The sequence below is a fragment of the Mycobacterium sp. FW102-FHT13B02 genome (assembly GCF_058790275.1).
Genome location: NZ_JBYTCM010000015.1, coordinates 96,611 through 114,646, shown reverse-complemented (window position 1 = coordinate 114,646; position 18,036 = coordinate 96,611). Strand labels below are relative to the sequence as shown.

Sequence of the window (18,036 nt, the reverse complement as noted above, 5' to 3'; positions counted from 1 at the left end):
ACGATCTAGGCAAAGTGGAATACGTGCTTACTTGTGGTCGCGAGCAGCTGCTATTCGGCGGCGGAGCGCCCGTCCGTAGCTTCGGAAAATGACAATACGATGTCAGACCGGCCTGGATTCGCGGAATCGAGTAACCGTCCATTCACGACGAGCGCAATTCGGGCACCATCTCTATGCGAGAATTCCAGGATCGATTCGTCGAATGGGTCTTCCGCAGGCTCGGATTCATTAACGCCAGAACTCGGCTGATTGTCGCGCAGCCGCGCGACGAACGCCCCCACGGCTGGCGGGATTGCCGCGTCACCGGGCTCGATGCCCAGCACATTTTTGGCCGTGGCGCTGGAGTAGGTGACATTGCCTTGGTGATCGACGACCACTACTGCGCCATGCAGCGAGTCAAGGATGCTCTCCACGAGCTCTGCACGCCGCAACGCAGCCTGGTCGGCGATCACGATCAGGAAGCCAGAATCGGTAGCCGAAACCGACACTTTCGCTCTTGCACCACCGACCGTTCGGTGATTGAGGTAGGCAACGCCACCTGCAGCCACGATCGCTGAAGGATCAAGACGGGCGCCCACCATGGCGCGGACCGGCTGGTTCAGCGCTTCGGCCGCTGATCGCCCGTACGTGCGCTGAGCTGCGGGATTCCAACTGGTCACGATGCCATCCCTGGTCGTCCCGATGACAGCATCGGAGACCGCGTTGAGCAGGGCAGCCTGAAGCCGCACGTTTGCTTCGAGCGCCTTGTCGGCGCCGATATCCCGGAAAACGACCTGGTATGCCGGGCGTCCTTCCCACCTGGTCAGAACCGATATCGCCTCAACGTCCAGCGTGGTTCCGTCGAACTTGGTGAGAACCGCTGCTGACGGCTCCGAGGCGTCCCCCAGGTTCTGCAGGGCCGACAGGCGAACGAGAAATGCGGGTACGGACGCCAGCTGAACGAACTCGGCGATGGGGTGGCCAAGAAGCTGATCGGCGGATGTAGCAGCTATCCAACGGACCGCCGCCGGATTGACGTACACCAGTCGTCCGGCTTCGTGGACGACGGTGGCGTGCGGACTGTGATCGACCAGCTCTCGATATCGTCGCTCCGTCCAATCGGCAGCAAACTTCGATGCTGCGGGTTCACCGCGCGTAGCCTCGCTAATCATGGAATTTTCAGCAACCAAATCCTCTTCACCAGAATGTTTGCGGACCAAATTCGATGCTGAGGATTCAAACCCCGTCATCGGCTTCTCCGACAATTCGTGCACCTCCAAAAATCTTCAGGCCGCATCTTCCGCTGGTGAATGCCGTGCAAATGAACCTTAATCGATATTGCAGCCGCAAACAGGGGCTGAGAGCACGAGAGGAAGACATCATGACGACAACCATCGATATTGCGGGTATCGGAGCCATCACCGGTTACGGATGGGGACGACACCACCTGTGGGACGGGTTGGTCAGCGGCAAACCGGCCGCATCACTGCACGCCGGCTACAGCTCCGTTGGCCACGACACGGTCTGGCTATCACGCGTCTCTGACGCGGGGCTCAGTAGCGACGGCCCGACTAGGTCCATACGAGCGATGCGGGCGGCAGTCCGGGAGGCAATAGCGGATGCCAGAACACGCGGATGGCGGCCGGGCCGCCGGGTCGGGCTATTGCATGCCCTGGTGTTGCCTGAGATCGAGACGTGGCGCACCTTCTACCTCGAAGACGGCGGAGACCGCCGCGTCCGGGACTACTTGGCGCTAATGCCCTCGACACCGGTCTCCATGGTGATGCAGGAATTCGGATTTCATGGTCCGGCGATGAATGTGTCGGCAATGTGCGCATCGGGAAACGCCGGCATGATGACCGCTCAAATGTGGCTGGATTGCGGCATCGTTGACGACGTCGTATTCGTTTCGACCGATCTGTCCTTAACTCCTGAGAATGTCGCACATTTCGTGAAGCTTGGGGTCGCGGTAATCGATACGGAGCCCTTGGACGCCTGCAGGCCGTTCCAGGAGGGGAGCCGGGGGTTTGCTGTCGGGGAGGCATCGGTGGCTTTCGTGCTCACCAAACAGCAATCCCGCAGCTATGCATCGATGTTGGGCGGTGCGATGACGCACGATGGGTACCACGTCACGTCCGTGGACCCTGGCCGTACTCATGTCGACGAATGCGTTGTTGAAGCACTCGAAAACGCATGCATCAGCCCGCAAGACATCGCATTTCTCAACGCACACGGTCCCGGAACCCAGCAATGCGACACAGCCGAAGCGGGGCTGCTCGATGATCTGTTTGACGGCCGGCCCAGCGTGTACTCAGTTAAGCCTCTCACCGGGCACTGCCAGGGCGCTGCTGCCGCGGTGGAGATCGCCGCGGCAGCCCTGGCCTACAGCCACAGCGTCATTCCTGCGGCACCGGTCGTAGCCCGTGGACACCGAAGACTGCTCGACGGACCGACCCCGATCGACGGGGGCATCACGCTCAAGACGTCCCTGGGCATGGGGGGCCAGAACTCTGCGATCGTCCTGAGTCCGCCGATGCACTCGGACTGACAGCCCGGCATTTTGTATCGCATCGCCGGAGGTTTAGCTACGACGAGGACGCACACCCGACCTCGAGCACTGCGTGATCGAGGTCGGGGTCGTCGCTGCGTAAGAACGCTTTGGCGGTGACGGTGGAGTGCGGTTTCAGGGGCGACACATGGCTGGACAATGTTTCCGAACCGTGGTTTGATACGGGCAGTTGGTAAAAAAATACATATGCATCGGAGCTTCGAGGGGTGGCGTCCGTTGCGTTGCGGGAACTGCGTCTAGGGGGCGCGGGGAAAGCCGTACACCGTTGCCATGGGCCTTAGCGGTGCAGTCGCACCGTCGCCATGAGCTACCGTCTGCCGGCTCGAAGTGACCTGTTGTTGCTGCTAATGCAGCGCTCGGATGTCGAATTTGACGTGGGCGACGCCTTCGCGCATTCCGACTATCGTTTGTGGATTCTCGGGCATTGCCCACGCGGGGTACGAGATGCCTATACCGGTCCCCGGCGTCCGTTGATCACCGTCAACGCCAATTCGGCCGAGCTCAACGAGGCGTAAATGCCCACCACGCGGCAATGGTCAATACGCATCTTCATCGCGCTTCAGCGGCCTCAGTCACGGGTGATGCGACAACTCATGTGCGCCTGACCGGATCAGATGACCGCCGAACTGTTCGCGTGATAGCGGCGCCTAAGGAAATGCCCAATCCCAGACCCGCGGAACTGCCGACTTTATCCGCGATCTCAAAATGCAATGCAATAGGTCCATTCGAATTAAGCCCTATTCGGTCGCGTCACGTCGGCATCATCTATGTGCCTACTGCTGAACCGTGTCGATGTCGATCTCGACGACTCCTCTACGTCGCAGCACCACTGCCAGGGTCTGCGGAAGCTCGTCGTCATCGTCGGCCGCGGCCAGCTGGACTCCTTCACCAGTTTCCTGGACCAAACTTCCGCGCAGAACCGCGCACTGAGCGGTCAATTGCCGTTCGACAAGGCATTGCTGCCCGACGATCACATCGTTTGCCGCCATCTGGCAAGCCGTGGAACCCGCTATCGACAGTCCCGCTCCGCCGGCATATCTCGCTGACGAGCGCGAACGCGACCGGGTGATTGCGGCCCAGCGCTCAGTGGTGCTCACTTCCCGCCGTTTCGACGCGCGCATCTCTCCGGCCGGGCACAATGCCGGGGTCCGTAGAAGGGGGAGCATGAGCGACGACGCCGAATCGCCGGCAATGCGGCAACGCGTCGAAGACCGTTATCGGCAGCTGGCCGAGATGCGCCAGCTGCGGCCCATCGTCGCCGTCGTCAACCGCTTCAACGAGATCGACGGCGGCACGCTCGGGACCGTGGTGTCGGTCCAGCTGTTCACCACGGTGATCCCCTTGGCGATCATCGGCTTCAGCTATCTCACCGGATTCGCCGACAACGCCAGCCCCGGCGTCGTGGTGAGCCGGCAACTCGGTCTGGCGTCGCCGCTGACCGACCACGTGCGGGCCGCATTCGGCCGCGCGTCGGGCCTGCGGTCCAACTGGACGTTCTTCGGCGTCGCAAGCTTCTTGGTGTGGGGCATCCCGATGTCGATGACCATCGCCGGCATCTTTGCCAGGGCGTGGCGGCGCGAGCCCTTCGGCTGGGGCGGCAGGCTGTGGCGTGGTGTGGCGTGGTTCGCGCTGTACCTGACCATGATCGGGCTGCGGGAGCGCATCGCCTTCGGCGGCGTGCACCACGGGTGGAGTCTCGCCGCGCACTTCGCGGTGTCGATGATCCCGGTCTGGATTTTCTGGACCATGACGCCCGCGCTGCTGGTGCGCGACGGCGGCCGGGCGTGGCGTGCCCTGCTGCTCGCGGGTTTGGCGGGCGTGGTGATCGAGGGGACCATACTGCCGCTGGCCGCCCGGATGATCTTCCCGCCGCTGCTGCGCGGCTGGGACGACTTCGGGCCGATCGGCGTGGCGATGGCGCTGCTCACCTGGTGCGGGATCAGTGGGGCGGGCTGGGTCATCACCGCGTGCGTCGGCGCGGTGCTGTGGGAGCGGACAGCGCCGTCGCAGACGGTCATCGAGTCGGAGACGGATGCCGGCCAGCAGTCCGATGCGAATGACGACAAAAAGCGCCCCCGACAGGATTCGAACCTGCAACCTACGGAGTAGAAATCCGCTGCGCTATCCGTTGCGCCACGGGGGCAACGCGCACGAAGTCTAACCTGGCGCCTCGTCGCGGTGGGCATCGCAACAGCGGTATTGCCCCCCGCCGTTCCCGGCAGCGGACTAGCGTTAGGGGCCACCGCTGGGCGACGACGGAGGAGAGCGACAGCCATGAGCGACGTGCCGGACTTTGACACGGCCGGGTTGCCCGAAGAGTTGAGTGCAGTCGATCAGTTGATGCATCGCGGCGAAGCCAATCCCCGCACCCGGTCCGGCATCATGGGCGTCGAACTGTTGGATGTCACCCCGGATTGGGAGCTGTACCGGGCGCGGTTCGAGCAGGCCTCCCGCAAGGCGATTCGCCTGCGTCAGAAAGTCGTGATGCCGAGCCTGCCGACGGCTGCCGCGCGCTGGGTCGTCGACCCGGACTTCAATCTGGATTTCCATGTGCGCCGGGTGCGTGCCCCGGGTGCGGGCACGCTGCGTGAGGTCTTCGACTTCGCCGAGCTGGCGCTGCAGTCGCCGCTCGACATCTCCCGTCCGCTGTGGACGGCCACGTTGGTCGAAGGGCTGCCGGGCGGCCGCGCGGCCAACATCATGCACATGAGCCACGCCGTCACCGACGGGGTGGGCAGCATGGAGATGTTCGCCAACCTCTACGACCTGGAGCGCGACCCGGCGCCGAGGCCGGCGGCGCCGCTGCCGATCCCCGAAGATCTGTCGCCGAACGACCTTGCGCGCCAAGGTATCAACGCGTTGCCCAAGGGCATCGCCAACAACGTGCTGGATGCGACTCGTGGTGCCGCCGGTCTGGTCGGGCGCATGGTGCGCGACCCGGTCGACGCGGTCGGCGGAGTGGTCGACTATGTCCGGTCGAGTCGGCGGGTGATGACGCCGGCGGCGCCGCCGTCGCCGGTGCTGCGCCGCCGTGGTCTGGCGTCACGTAGTGAGGCCATCGACATCAAATTCGGTGACCTGCACAAGGCGTCCAAGGCCGCCGAAGGCTCCATCAACGACGCCTACCTCGCTGCCCTGTGCGGTGCGCTGCGCCTCTACCACGAGGCCAAGGGCGTCCCCGTCGCCTCGCTGCCGATGGCAGTCCCGGTGAATGTGCGCTCCGACTCGGATCCGGCCGGCGGCAACAGATTTGCCGGCGTGAACATCGCCGCGCCCATCGGCGTCGTCGACCCGCGCAAGCGCATCCAGAAAGTGCGCGCGCAGATGACCCGCAAGCGCGAGGAGCGCGCCATCGAGGTGGTCGGTGTGGTGGCGCCGCTGCTGAACCTGGTGCCGGACCCCCTGCTGGAGTCGATGGCGGGCTCGGTGGTGAACTCGGATGTGCAGGCGAGCAATGTCCCCGGTCCGCCGGTCGACACTTTCATCGCCGGGGCAAAGGTGTTGCGGCATTACGGAATCGGGCCACTTCCCGGCGTCGCGATGATGGCGGTGCTCATCTCGCGCAGCGGCTGGGTCACCATCAGCACCCGCTATGACCGGGCGTCGATCGACGATCCTGAACTGTGGGCCCGCTGCCTGGTGGACGGCTTCAACGAGGTGCTGGCCCTGGGTGGGGACGGCCGGGCGATCCCGGCATCGTTCGAGTTGCCGGACGAACCGGCCGAGTCGGCAGTGAACGGGGGTGCCGCGCAATGAGTTCGGACGACGACGACTACGCGGGCGAGTTCCGCAACGCCCGGTTGCCGGGGTCGGTGGCGGAAATCCTGGCCAGTCCACAAGGCCCACAGGTCGGGGCGTTCTTCGACATGGATGGCACCTTGGTGGCCGGGTTCACCGGCGTGATCATGACGCAGGACCGGTTGCGCCGGCGCCAGATGGGTGTCGGCGAATTCATCGGCATGGTGCAGGCCGCGGTGAACCACCAGCTGCGGCGCGCCGAGTTCGAGGACCTGATCGGCCGCGGGGCGCGGATGCTGAACGGCAATTCGCTCAGCGACCTCGACGAGCTGGGCGAGCGGTTGTTCATCCAGCACATCAAGAAACGCATCTATCCCGAGATGCGCGAGCTCGTCCGCGCGCACATGGCACGCGGGCACACCGTCGTGCTGAGCTCGTCGGCGCTGACGGTTCAGGTGGAACCGGTGGCGAACTTCCTCGGCATCAAGAACGTGCTGTGCAACAAGTTCGAGACCGACGAGTACGGTCTCATCACCGGCGAGGTGGTCAGGCCCGTGCTGTGGGGGCCTGGAAAGGCCAATGCCGCACAGCATTTCGCGGCGAACAACGGCGTCGATCTGGCGAAGAGCTACTTCTACGCCGACGGCGACGAAGACGTCGCCCTGATGTACCTGGTCGGCAACCCGCGGCCCACCAATCCGGCGGCGAAGCTGGAATCCGTTGCCGGCAAACGTGGTTGGCCGGTGCTGAAGTTCTCCAGCCGCAGTGGCAGCAGCCCCATCGCACAGCTGCGAACCATCGCCGGCATCGCATCGCTGGCGCCGGTCGCGGCCGGTGCCGTCGGCCTCGGTCTGCTGACCGGCAACCGGCGCACCGGAGTCAACTTCTTCACCTCAGCGTGGAGCAAGGCATTGATGGCCACGCTGGGTATCGACCTCAACGTGCTCGGCGCGGAAAATCTTCGTGCGCAACGGCCCGCGGTGTTCATCTTCAACCACCGCAACCAGGCCGACCCGATGATCGCCGGCGCGCTGGTGAGCGACAACTTCACCTCGGTGGGCAAGAAGGAACTCGAAAGCAACCCGATCATGGGCACCATCGGCAAGGTGATGGACGCCGCGTTCATCGACCGCGACGATCCGGCCTCGGCCATCGAGAGCCTGCGAAAGATGGAAGACCTTGCCCGTAAAGGCCTTTCGATCCTGATCGCACCCGAGGGCACCCGCCTGGACACCACCGAGGTCGGCGAGTTCAAGAAGGGGCCGTTCCGGATGGCCATGGCCGCCGGCATTCCCGTCGTGCCGATCATCATCCGGAATGCGGAGGTGATCGCCGCGCGCGATTCGTCGACCTTCCATTCGGGGAAGGTCGACGTCGTGGTCTTCCCGCCGATTTCAGTCGAAGACTGGACGCTCGACGACCTGTCCGAGCGCATCGCCGAGGTGCGGCAGCTCTACCTCGACACCCTCCGAAATTGGCCGCACGACAAGGTGCCCGACAATCCGCTGTACCACCGGACGGCGCCGCCGGCCACCGAGGACGCGACCGACACCGACGGTGATACACCCCGCAGCGCCAAGGGCCGACGGTGAAGCACACCGCGGACGATCTCGCGAGCTTCGACCCGACCGACGACGCGCTGGTGCTGACCGCGGTCGGCTCCGCCGCCGAGTGGGACTTGCTGAACGATTGGCTGGCGCACCAACGCAAACAGCATCCGGACACCCGCCTCGAGGTGCTCCGGCTGCCGACCGAGGGGGAGCCGTCGCCCGGCACCCTGGCCCGCCTGGTCGAGTTGCTCGGCGCCGACGAGAGCCGTTCGGTGGTTCCCGTCCGGGTGTTCTGGGTGCCCGCCGGTCTACCGACGCGCTCCAAGATCGTGTCGCTGATCTCGGGCCGCGACCGCTACCGGCCACCGGAGCTGCTGCAGCGCCGCATCCTGCGCAAGGACCCGCTGCGGGCCCGGGTGGTGGCCGGCGAACCTGCCACCGTCGGGCAGCTGCGGCAACAGTGGAAGGACACCACGACCGCCGAAAACCCAAGGGAATTCGCGCGGTTCGTGCTGCGCCGGGCGCAGCTCGCCATCGAGCGCGTGGAGCTGCGGCTGCTCGGTCCCGAGTACAAATCACCTCGGCTCGTCAAGCCCGAGGTGCTGGCGTCGGCGCGCTTCCGGGAAGGCCTGGAGAAGATTCCGGGCGCGACGGTCGAGAAGGCCGGCGAGATGCTCGACGAGCTGTCGACGGGGTGGAGCCGGTTCTCGGTCGACTTCATCCCGAAGATCGGGCGCGCCATCTTCAGTAGGGGATTCGACCCCAAGGTGGACTACGACCGCGAGCAAGTCGAGGCCATGCGGCACTCGCTGGAGCTGCACCCGGCCGTGCTGCTGTTCTCGCACCGGTCGTACCTCGACGGCGTGATCGTGCCGGTGGCGATGCAGGAGAACCGCCTGCCGCCGGTGCACACCTTCGCCGGGATCAATCTCGCGTTCGGTCTGATGGGCCCGATCTTCCGGCACTCGGGCGTCATCTTCATCCGGCGCAACATTGCCGGGGACCCGTTGTACAAGTACGTGCTCAAAGAGTACGTCGGGTACATCGTGGAGAAGCGCTTCAACCTCAACTGGTCCATCGAGGGCACCCGCTCGCGCACCGGAAAGATGTTGCCGCCCAAGCTCGGTCTGCTGGCCTACGTTGCCGACGCCTACCTCGACGGCCGCAGCGAGGACATCCTGCTGCAGCCCGTCTCCATCAGCTTCGACCAGTTGCACGAGACCGCGGAGTACGCCGCCTACGCCCGCGGCGGCGAGAAAACCCCCGAAGGTCTGAGCTGGCTGTACCACTACATCAAGGCCCAGGGCGACCGGAACTTCGGCAAGATCTATGTGCGCTTCCCCGAAGCGGTGTCCATGCGGGAACAGCTGGGGCCGCCCGACGGTGCGGTGGCCACCGACCCGGCGGTCAAGCGGCTCGCACTGCAGAAGATGGCCTTCGAGGTGGCCTGGCGCATTCTGCGGGCCACCCCGGTCAACGCCACGGCTCTGGTGTCGGCACTGCTGCTGACCACCCGCGGCCTGGCGCTGACGCTGGACCAGTTACACCACACCCTGCAGGATGCGCTGGATTACCTTGAGCGCAAGCAGATTCCGATGACCAATTCAGTGCTGCGGCTACGCACCCCCGAAGGGGTCCGGGCCACGCTCGATGCGATGTCCGGCGGGCATCCGGTGACCGCGGTGGACGGGGGCCGGCAGCCGGTCTGGTACATCGCGCCGCAGGACGAGCACGAGGCGGCGTTCTACCGCAACACGACCATCGACGCGTTCCTGGAGACCGCGATCGTCGAATTGGCCATGGCGCATGCCGCCAAGGCGGAATCCGATCCGGTGGAGGCGTTCTGGTCGCAGGTGATGCGGCTGCGCGACCTGCTCAAGTTCGAGTTCTACTTCGCCGACTCGGCGTCGTTCCGCGAGCACATCCTCGAAGAGATGTCGTGGCAGGACAACTGCGAGCAGCAACTGGCCGAGGGCGGCGAGGCCATCTACGCGATGCTGCGGGCCAAGCGTCCGATCATCGCCGGTGCCATGCTGCGGCCGTTCCTGGAGGCCTACGAGCTGGTCGCCGACGTGTTGCGGGGCACGCCGCCCGACATCAGTGAGAAAGACCTGACGAAGCGGGCGCTCGGCGTCGGCCGGCAGTACGTCGCGCAGGGCCGGATTCGCAGCAACGAGTCGGTGTCCGCGCTGCTGTTCACGACGGCGCGGCAGGTGGTGGCCGACCAGAAGCTGCTGGCACCGGCACCCGATCTGGAGGAGCGGCGCGCGGCCTTTCTGGCCGAGCTGCGGTCGATCCTGGCGGACATGGCGACCGTCGACTCAATCGGCTGGATCAAGTTCGACGTCCGGGAGTTGCAGCGGCGCAAGACCAAGAAAACGATCGAGGCGGACTGACGCCGTCCCCAGTTATCCACAGTTCGCGATTCATCCACAGCCGGCGCCGCCCTTCGTGCGGCGCCGGTTCTTTTGTCGGTGCCGGGCGGGTCAATGACGCACAGGCCGACGAGAACGCCGGCAACACCGAAAAGGATGGAGAAGCACATGTTCGAGACACCCTTCACCGTGGTCGGCAACGTGATCACCGACGTGGTCGCGCGCCGGGCCGGGGAGAGCAACGTCGTGACGTTCCGCATGGCGAGCAATTCGCGGAAGAAGACCGACGACGGCTGGGAGCCGGGCAACTCGCTGTACATCACGGTGAACTGCTGGGGCCGGGTGGCCGACGGGGTGGCAGGCCGACTGTTCAAAGGCGACCCGGTGGTGGTCGTCGGCTACATCTACACCAGCGAGTACGTGGACAAGGAAGGCAACCGGCGCTCGTCGATGGAGGTACGGGCGACGTCCGTCGGCCCGGACATGGCGCGGTGCCAGGTCAAGGTCGATCCCCGGCGGCCGGGTCCCCTTGACGTCGAGGCCGGCCCGGAGGTGCCACCGCAAGACCAGCAGCCCGAGACCGAGAATGCGGACGGGCTGGCGCTGTCGGTGTAGGCGGAACGACGGGGCGCCTCGCGAGGCCCTTCAGGGGGCGCCCCGACCGCGCCACCGGGCGATTTTGTGCCTTGCCTAGGATGGGCAGCGAGTTTTCGTGAGACCGCGCCAGATCGATCGCGCCGGGTCCGTGCTACGAGAACGCTACGACGAACAGCCAACGAAAGGCATGACGACGGCATGGCCGAATTCATCTACACGATGCGCAAGGTCCGTAAGGCGCACGGCGACAAGGTCATCCTCGACGACGTCACGCTGAACTTCCTGCCCGGCGCGAAGATCGGTGTCGTCGGCCCCAACGGCGCCGGTAAGTCCAGCGTCCTGAAGATCATGGCCGGCATCGACAAGGCCAACAACGGTGACGCCTTCCTGGCGCCCGGCGCCAGCGTCGGCATCCTCATGCAGGAGCCCGAGCTGGACGAGACCAAGACGGTCCGCGAGAACGTCGAGGCGGGCGTGGCCATCAAGGGCAAGCTCAACCGGTACAACGAGGTCGCCGAGCTGATGGCCACCGACTACACCGACGAGCTGATGGAAGAGATGGGCAAGCTCCAGGAGGAGCTCGACGCCGCCGACGCCTGGGACATCGACTCCCAGCTCGAGCAGGCCATGGACGCGCTGCGCTGCCCGCCGCCGGACGAGCCCGTCACCCACCTGTCCGGTGGTGAGCGCCGCCGCGTGGCCCTGTGCCGGCTGCTGCTGAGCAAGCCCGACCTGCTGCTGCTCGACGAGCCCACCAACCACCTGGACGCCGAGAGCGTGCTGTGGCTCGAGCAGCACCTCGCCGACTACAAGGGTGCGATCCTGGCCGTCACCCACGACCGGTACTTCCTGGACAACGTCGCCGAGTGGATCCTGGAGCTCGACCGCGGCCGCGCCTACCCGTACGAGGGCAACTACTCCACCTACCTGGAGAAGAAGGCCGAGCGTCTCGAGGTCCAGGGCAAGAAGGACCAGAAGCTGCAGAAGCGGCTGAAGGACGAGCTGGCCTGGGTGCGTTCGGGCGCCAAGGCCCGCCAGGCCAAGAACAAGGCCCGCCTCGGACGCTACGAGGAGATGGTCGCGGAAGCCGAGAAGACGCGGAAGCTCGACTTCGAAGAGATCCAGATTCCGACGCCGCCGCGCCTGGGCAACGTCGTCGTCGAGGTCGACCACCTGGAGAAGGGCTTCGACGGCCGCACGCTGATCAAGGACCTGTCCTTCACGCTGCCCCGTAACGGCATCGTCGGTGTCATCGGCCCGAACGGTGTGGGTAAGTCCACGCTCTTCAAGACCATCGTCGGCCTGGAGCAGCCGGACGACGGCACCGTGAAGGTCGGCGAGACCGTCAAGCTGTCGTATGTCGACCAGAGCCGCGCGGGTATCGACCCGAAGAAGACGGTTTGGGAGGTCGTCTCCGACAAGCTCGACTACATCGAGGTCGGCCAGAACGAAATCCCGTCGCGCGCCTACGTGTCGGCGTTCGGTTTCAAGGGCCCGGATCAGCAGAAGCCGGCAGGCGTGCTCTCCGGTGGTGAGCGCAACCGGCTGAACCTGGCGCTGACCCTCAAAGAGGGCGGCAACCTGATCCTGCTCGACGAGCCGACCAACGACCTGGACGTGGAAACCCTGTCTTCGCTGGAGAACGCGCTCGAGCAGTTCCCCGGCTGCGCCGTGGTCATCAGCCACGACCGCTGGTTCCTCGATCGCACCTGCACCCACATCCTCGCGTGGGAAGGCGACGACGAGGACGAGTCCAAATGGTTCTGGTTCGAAGGCAACTTCGGTGCCTATGAAGAGAACAAAGTGGAACGACTCGGCATCGAAGCGGCGCGTCCGCACAGAGTGACCCACCGCAAGCTGACTCGCGACTAACGTCGCACGTACGTGCCGATTGGGGCGCGACGGCGCGACGTCAGGAGCAAGTCGGATGACGGAATATCGGGGCGGACGCACCAGCACGACGCAGTCCGCCGGCACGGACGGCAATGCTGGTCTCGCACGGGCCTATCTGCTGACGTACCGCGGCCCCAACGACGGCTCTCCGGCCGACGGTGGGGTCACCGCCCCGATCGATGTGGCGCTGGCAACCCGGGTCTCGCCGGAGTTGCTGGCGGCGCACTATCGCCTCGGTCATCGCCGGTCGACGGGGGAGACGCTGGTCGCGATCTACCCTGCCGACGATCCCGGTCGCTTCGGCCCGGCGCTGCAGATCGTGACCGACCACAGCGCCCTGCTGATGGACTCGGTGATGGTGCTGCTGCACCGCATCGGTGTCGCCTACACCGCGATCATGAGCCCCGAATTCCGGGTCCGGCGGGATTCGGCGGGCGAGGTCGTCGCGATGGGTCCGGCGGGTGATCCCAGCGCACCGGCGGACGGTATCGACGAGGCCTGGATTCATGTGCAGCTGGCGACCATGGGTGACGGTGACGCGGTAGCGGAGGCCGCCGCGGTGCTGCCGCATGCCCTGACCGACACCCGAGCCGTGGAGCTCGACACCCCGGCGATGAATGCCGCGCTCGTCGGCCTGGCCAACGCGCTCGACGCCGACCACAACGGCCGGTTCCCCGGCTACGACCGGCGCGACGTCGCGGCCCTGCTGCGCTGGCTGGCCGACGGGCACTTCGTGCTGCTCGGCTACCAGCAGTGCACGGTGGAGAACGGGCAGGCCCAGGTGGATCCGGCGACCCGGCTGGGCGTGGCCAAGCTGCGCACCGACGTGCTGCCACCGCTGGCCGGTGACGACGAACTGCTGGCGGTGGCCCAGGCCACCATGCCCAGTTACCTGCGCTACGGCGCCTACCCGTACATCGTGGTGGTCCGCGAGAGCACGGGTCCGAACGGGTCCGCCCGCGAACACCGTTTCATCGGGCAGTTCACGGTCACCGCGGGCAACGCGAATGTGCTGGAGATTCCACTGATCTCGCGCCGCGTCAACGAGGCGTTGGCCCTGTCGCAAGGCGATCCGAGCCGGCCCGGCCAGCTGATGCTGGACATCATCCAGACCGTGCCACGGTCGGAGCTGTTCTCCCTGACCGCGCGCGACCTCGTCGCGATGGGGAAGTCCGTCATCGACCTGGGCTCCCGGCGGCGTGCGCTGCTGTTCCTGCGCGCCGACAAACTCGCCCACTTCGTCTCGTGCCTGGTGTACCTGCCGCGGGACCGGTACACCACCGATGTCAGGCTGGCCATGCAGGACATCCTGGTGCGCGAGCTCGGTGGCGAGAGCATCGAGTACACCGCACGCGTCAGTGAATCGCCCTGGGCCGTCGTGCATTTCACGGTCCGTCTCAAAGAAGGGGCGAGCCAGGCGACCATCGATACGTCGTTGGCCAACGAAACCCGCATTCAGGGTCTGCTGACCGAAGCCGCCCGCACCTGGGGCGACCGGCTGATCGGTGCCGTCACGCCGGGCACCATCACCCGCGCCGAGGCCGAGCACTACGCGGTGGCGTTCCCCGAGGTGTACAAGCAGGCCTTCACGCCGACGGGGGCCATCGAGGCCATCAGCATCATCGACCAGCTGCAAGACGACAGCGTCAAGCTCGTGCTGGACTATCCCGAAGCCGGGCCCGACGATGACGGCACCGCCCAACTCACGTGGTACCTGGCCGGCCGGTCGGCCTCGCTGAGCGAGCTGCTGCCGATGCTGCAGTCGATGGGCGTGGTGGTGCTCGAGGAGCAGCCGTTCAACGTCGTGCGCGGCGACGACATACCGGTGTGGATCTACCAGTTCAAGATTTCCCGGCACCACTCCACCGTCGACGCCCCGGCGGTGGAGCGCGAAGCGATCGCGGGCCGGTTCGCCGATGCGGTGACCGCCATCTGGCAGGGCAAGGTGGAGATCGACCGGTTCAACGAGTTGGTGCTCGGCGCTGGGCTCACCTGGCAGCAGGTTACGATCCTGCGAGCGTATGCAAAGTACTTGCGGCAGGCCGGTTTTCCGTACAGCCAGTACCACATCGAGACGGTGCTCAGGGACAACCCACGGACGGCGAAGTCCCTCGTCGAGTTGTTCGAGGCGGTGTTCGACCCGACCGGGGGAGACGCCGTGGAACGCGCTCAGACCGCCGCGGCGGCTGTCGCCGCCGACATCGACGCCTTGGTGAGCCTGGACACCGACCGCGTCCTGCGGGCGTTCGCGGCGTTGGTGCAGGCCACGTTGCGTACCAACTACTACGTCACGGCCGCGGGATCGGCGCGACAGCGAAATGCGTTGTCATTCAAGCTCAATCCGCAGCTCATCGACGAATTACCGCTGCCCAGGCCGAAATACGAGATCTTCGTGTACTCGCCGCGGGTCGAAGGCGTGCACCTGCGGTTCGGCAACGTGGCCCGCGGTGGCCTGCGCTGGTCGGACCGGCGGGAAGACTTCCGCACCGAAATCCTGGGTCTGGTCAAGGCACAGGCGGTGAAGAACGCCGTCATCGTCCCAGTCGGCGCCAAGGGTGGATTCGTGCTCAAGTCGCCGCCGGTTCCCACCGGTGACGCGGCCGCCGACCGCGATGCCCTGCGTAACGAAGGCGTCGCCTGCTACCGGCTGTTCATCGCCGGTCTGCTCGACGTCACCGACAACGTCGAGACGGCCACCGGTGCCGTCGTCCCGCCGGCGCAGGTAGTGCGCCGTGACGGCGACGACGCTTACCTGGTGGTCGCTGCAGACAAGGGCACCGCGACGTTCTCGGACATCGCCAATGACGTTGCCAAGTCGTACGGCTTCTGGCTCGGTGATGCGTTCGCCTCCGGTGGCTCGGTCGGCTACGACCACAAGGCCATGGGCATCACCGCCAAGGGCGCCTGGGAGTCGGTCAAACGGCACTTCCGGGAGATGGGGCATGACACCCAGGCCCAGGACTTCACCGTGGTCGGCGTCGGTGACATGAGCGGTGACGTGTTCGGCAACGGCATGTTGCTGTCCAAGCACATTCGGCTGGTGGCGGCCTTCGACCACCGGCACATCTTCCTGGACCCGAATCCTGATTCGGCCCGCTCGTGGATCGAACGCGACCGGATGTTCAAGCTGCCCCGGTCGAGTTGGGACGACTACGACAAGTCGCTCATCAGCGAAGGCGGTGGCGTGTACAGCCGTGAGCAGAAGTCGATCCCGATCAGCCCCCAGGTGCGCGAAGTACTCGGCCTCGGTGCCGACGTCACCGAACTCACGCCGCCGGCGCTGATGAAGTCGATCCTGCTGGCGCCCGTCGACCTGTTCTGGAACGGCGGCATCGGTACCTACATCAAGGCCGAGACCGAGTCGGACGCCGACGTCGGCGACCGCGCCAATGACGCCATCCGGGTCAACGGAAATCAGGTGCGCGCCAAGGTGGTCGGCGAAGGCGGCAACCTCGGCGTCACGCAGCGCGGCCGCATCGAATTCGATCTGTCCGGCGGCCACATCAACACCGACGCCATGGACAACTCCGCAGGCGTGGACTGCTCGGACCACGAGGTCAACATCAAGATTCTGGTCGACGCGCTGGTGACCGCCGGCAAGGTGGCGGCCGGTGAACGCACCGACCTGTTGATGTCGATGACCGACGAGGTCGGTCGATTGGTGCTCGCCGACAACATGTCGCAGAACGACCTGATGGGCACCAGCCGCGCCAACGCCGCCAGCCTGCTGCCGGTGCACGCCTCCCAGATTCGCGATCTGTCGAGGGAACGTGGCCTCAACCGCGAGCTGGAGGCACTGCCGTCGGACAAGGAGATCCGCCGCCGGCTGGAAACAGGACTGGGCCTGACCTCACCTGAGCTGGCCACCCTGATGGCGCACGTGAAGCTGGCGCTCAAGGAGGACGTTCTGGGCAGTGAGCTGCCCGATCAGGAAGTGTTCGCCGGACGGCTCCCAGCCTACTTCCCGGAGGAGCTGCGGGACCGGTTCGCGGCAGACATCCGGTCGCACCAGCTGCGCCGGGAGATCATCACCACGATGCTGGTGAACGACCTGGTCGACACCGCCGGCATCACCTACGCCTACCGGGTCGCCGAGGACGTCGGCGTCGGGCCGGTCGACGCGGTCCGCAGCTATGTCGCGGTGGACAAGATCTTCCGGGTCGGCGAGGTGTGGCGGAACATCCGGGCGGCCGGCATGGCGGGCGTCCCGGTGGATGTCACCGACCGCATGACGCTGGACCTGCGCAGGCTGATCGACCGGGCCGGCCGTTGGCTGCTGAACTACCGGCCGCAGCCGCTGGCGGTCGGCGCCGAGGCCAATCGGTTCGCCGCCAAGGTCGCCGAGCTCACCCCGCAGATGGCGCAGTGGCTGCGCGGCGATGACAAGGCCATCGCCGAAACCGACGCCGCACAGTTCGTGGCCGCCGGCGTCTCGCAGGAGCTGGCCTACATGGTGGCCACCGGGCTCTACCAGTACAGCCTGCTGGACGTCATCGACATCGCTGACATCGCCGAGCGGGAACCTGCAGAGGTGGCCGACACCTACTTTGCGCTGACCGACCACCTGGGCATCGACAACCTACTCACGGCGGTATCCCAGTTGAGCCGCAACGACCGTTGGCATTCGTTGGCGCGCTTGGCGATTCGCGACGACATTTATGGTTCTGTCCGGGCGTTGTGCATCGACGTCATCGCCGTCGGCGAGACGGACGAGACCGGTGAGCAGAAAATTCACGAATGGGCGTCGACCAACAGTTCGCGCGTCACGCGGGCCCGTCGAACCCTGACCGACATCCTCAACGACGAAGAGCGCGATCTGGCGACCCTGTCGGTGGCCGCACGGCAGCTGCGGAGCATGACCACGAGGACGACGGGAACGGGTAATCAGGGATGATGGGTCGGTGACTGAACGATTCACGACGCCGGTGCCGGTGCGCTGGTCAGACATTGACATGTATCAGCATGTCAACCACGCCACCATGGTGACCATCCTCGAAGAGGCGCGGGTTCCCTTTCTCACCGAACCTTTCGCTGAGGACGTCGCCACCACCGGCCTGCTGATCGCCGAAGTCAACGTGAAGTACAAGGACCAACTGCGCCTTGTCGATTCGCCGCTGCAGGTGACCATCTGGACCAACCGGCTGCGCGCCTGCGACTTCACGCTGGGCTATGAGGTGCGCTCGGCGCAGGCCGATCCGGATTCCAAACCGGCCGTGATCGGGGAGACCCAGCTGGCCACCTTCAACATCGAGCGGCAGATGCTGGTGCGCATCGCCCCACACCAGCGGGACTACCTGCAGCGTTTTGCGCGATGAGCGCTTGCGCGAAGAGCAGG

General features: G+C 65.7%; 13 protein-coding genes and 1 tRNA gene. 9 read left to right on the top strand and 5 right to left on the bottom strand.

Annotated elements, in window-relative coordinates; translation table 11 throughout:
* Positions 1 to 50: 50 nt before the first annotated feature.
* The gene (locus AC3WTE_RS22685) at positions 51 to 1,244 is read right to left on the bottom strand and encodes a PAS domain-containing protein (RefSeq protein ID WP_492441105.1); all 1,194 of its coding nucleotides are present in this window, start codon (positions 1,242 to 1,244) and stop codon (positions 51 to 53) included.
* A 116-nt stretch (positions 1,245 to 1,360) separates the two neighbouring features.
* Here AC3WTE_RS22685 and AC3WTE_RS22680 point away from each other — a divergent pair, with 116 nt between their 5' ends.
* Both AC3WTE_RS22680 and AC3WTE_RS22675 read left to right on the top strand, forming a co-directional pair.
* Positions 1,361 to 2,527, top strand: a complete 1,167-nt coding sequence (locus AC3WTE_RS22680) for a beta-ketoacyl synthase N-terminal-like domain-containing protein (protein WP_492441175.1) — start codon at positions 1,361 to 1,363, stop codon at positions 2,525 to 2,527.
* A gap of 323 nt (positions 2,528 to 2,850) precedes the next feature.
* Positions 2,851 to 3,063: a hypothetical protein gene (locus AC3WTE_RS22675; RefSeq protein WP_492441103.1), complete on the top strand. Its 213-nt coding sequence runs from the start codon at positions 2,851 to 2,853 to the stop codon at positions 3,061 to 3,063.
* Positions 3,064 to 3,321: 258 nt separating this feature from the next.
* Here AC3WTE_RS22675 and AC3WTE_RS22670 read toward each other — a convergent pair whose 3' ends face one another.
* The 4 genes from AC3WTE_RS22670 to AC3WTE_RS22655 form a co-directional block, all read right to left on the bottom strand.
* On the bottom strand, positions 3,322 to 3,537 hold the full coding sequence (locus AC3WTE_RS22670; RefSeq protein WP_492441102.1) for a hypothetical protein: 216 nt from the start codon (positions 3,535 to 3,537) through the stop codon (positions 3,322 to 3,324).
* A 225-nt stretch (positions 3,538 to 3,762) separates the two neighbouring features.
* Positions 3,763 to 3,900 carry a hypothetical protein gene (locus tag AC3WTE_RS22665; RefSeq protein WP_492441100.1) on the bottom strand — a complete coding sequence of 46 codons (138 nt, stop codon included), beginning with the start codon at positions 3,898 to 3,900 and terminating at the stop codon, positions 3,763 to 3,765.
* Positions 3,901 to 3,909: 9 nt separating this feature from the next.
* The gene (locus AC3WTE_RS22660; RefSeq protein WP_492441098.1) at positions 3,910 to 4,509 is read right to left on the bottom strand and encodes a hypothetical protein; all 600 of its coding nucleotides are present in this window, start codon (positions 4,507 to 4,509) and stop codon (positions 3,910 to 3,912) included.
* A 109-nt stretch (positions 4,510 to 4,618) separates the two neighbouring features.
* Positions 4,619 to 4,691, bottom strand: a tRNA-Arg gene (locus tag AC3WTE_RS22655).
* Between the two features lie 131 nt (positions 4,692 to 4,822).
* Here AC3WTE_RS22655 and AC3WTE_RS22650 point away from each other — a divergent pair.
* The 7 genes from AC3WTE_RS22650 (at position 4,823) to AC3WTE_RS22620 (ending at position 18,016) form a co-directional block, all read left to right on the top strand.
* Positions 4,823 to 6,304, top strand: a complete 1,482-nt coding sequence (locus AC3WTE_RS22650) for a wax ester/triacylglycerol synthase family O-acyltransferase (RefSeq protein WP_492441096.1) — start codon at positions 4,823 to 4,825, stop codon at positions 6,302 to 6,304.
* Entirely contained in the window at positions 6,301 to 7,878 is a 1,578-nt protein-coding gene (locus AC3WTE_RS22645) for an HAD-IB family hydrolase (RefSeq protein ID WP_492441094.1), read from the top strand. The genes AC3WTE_RS22650 and AC3WTE_RS22645 overlap by 4 nt, the downstream gene beginning before the upstream one ends.
* Positions 7,875 to 10,232, top strand: a complete 2,358-nt coding sequence (locus AC3WTE_RS22640) for a glycerol-3-phosphate 1-O-acyltransferase (RefSeq protein WP_492441093.1) — start codon at positions 7,875 to 7,877, stop codon at positions 10,230 to 10,232. The genes AC3WTE_RS22645 and AC3WTE_RS22640 overlap by 4 nt, the downstream gene beginning before the upstream one ends.
* A gap of 147 nt (positions 10,233 to 10,379) precedes the next feature.
* Complete coding sequence (gene ssb / locus AC3WTE_RS22635) at positions 10,380 to 10,826, top strand: single-stranded DNA-binding protein (RefSeq protein WP_492441091.1); 447 nt, start codon at positions 10,380 to 10,382, stop codon at positions 10,824 to 10,826.
* Positions 10,827 to 11,006: 180 nt separating this feature from the next.
* Complete coding sequence (ettA, locus tag AC3WTE_RS22630; protein WP_492441089.1) at positions 11,007 to 12,680, top strand: energy-dependent translational throttle protein EttA; 1,674 nt, start codon at positions 11,007 to 11,009, stop codon at positions 12,678 to 12,680.
* A gap of 55 nt (positions 12,681 to 12,735) precedes the next feature.
* Positions 12,736 to 17,595 (top strand): NAD-glutamate dehydrogenase, encoded by a 4,860-nt coding sequence (locus tag AC3WTE_RS22625; protein WP_492441088.1) that lies wholly within the window; start codon positions 12,736 to 12,738, stop codon positions 17,593 to 17,595.
* A gap of 7 nt (positions 17,596 to 17,602) precedes the next feature.
* A complete protein-coding gene (locus AC3WTE_RS22620) occupies positions 17,603 to 18,016 on the top strand; it encodes an acyl-CoA thioesterase (RefSeq protein ID WP_492441087.1) in 414 nt (137 codons plus the stop codon).
* Positions 18,017 to 18,036 lie beyond the last annotated feature (20 nt).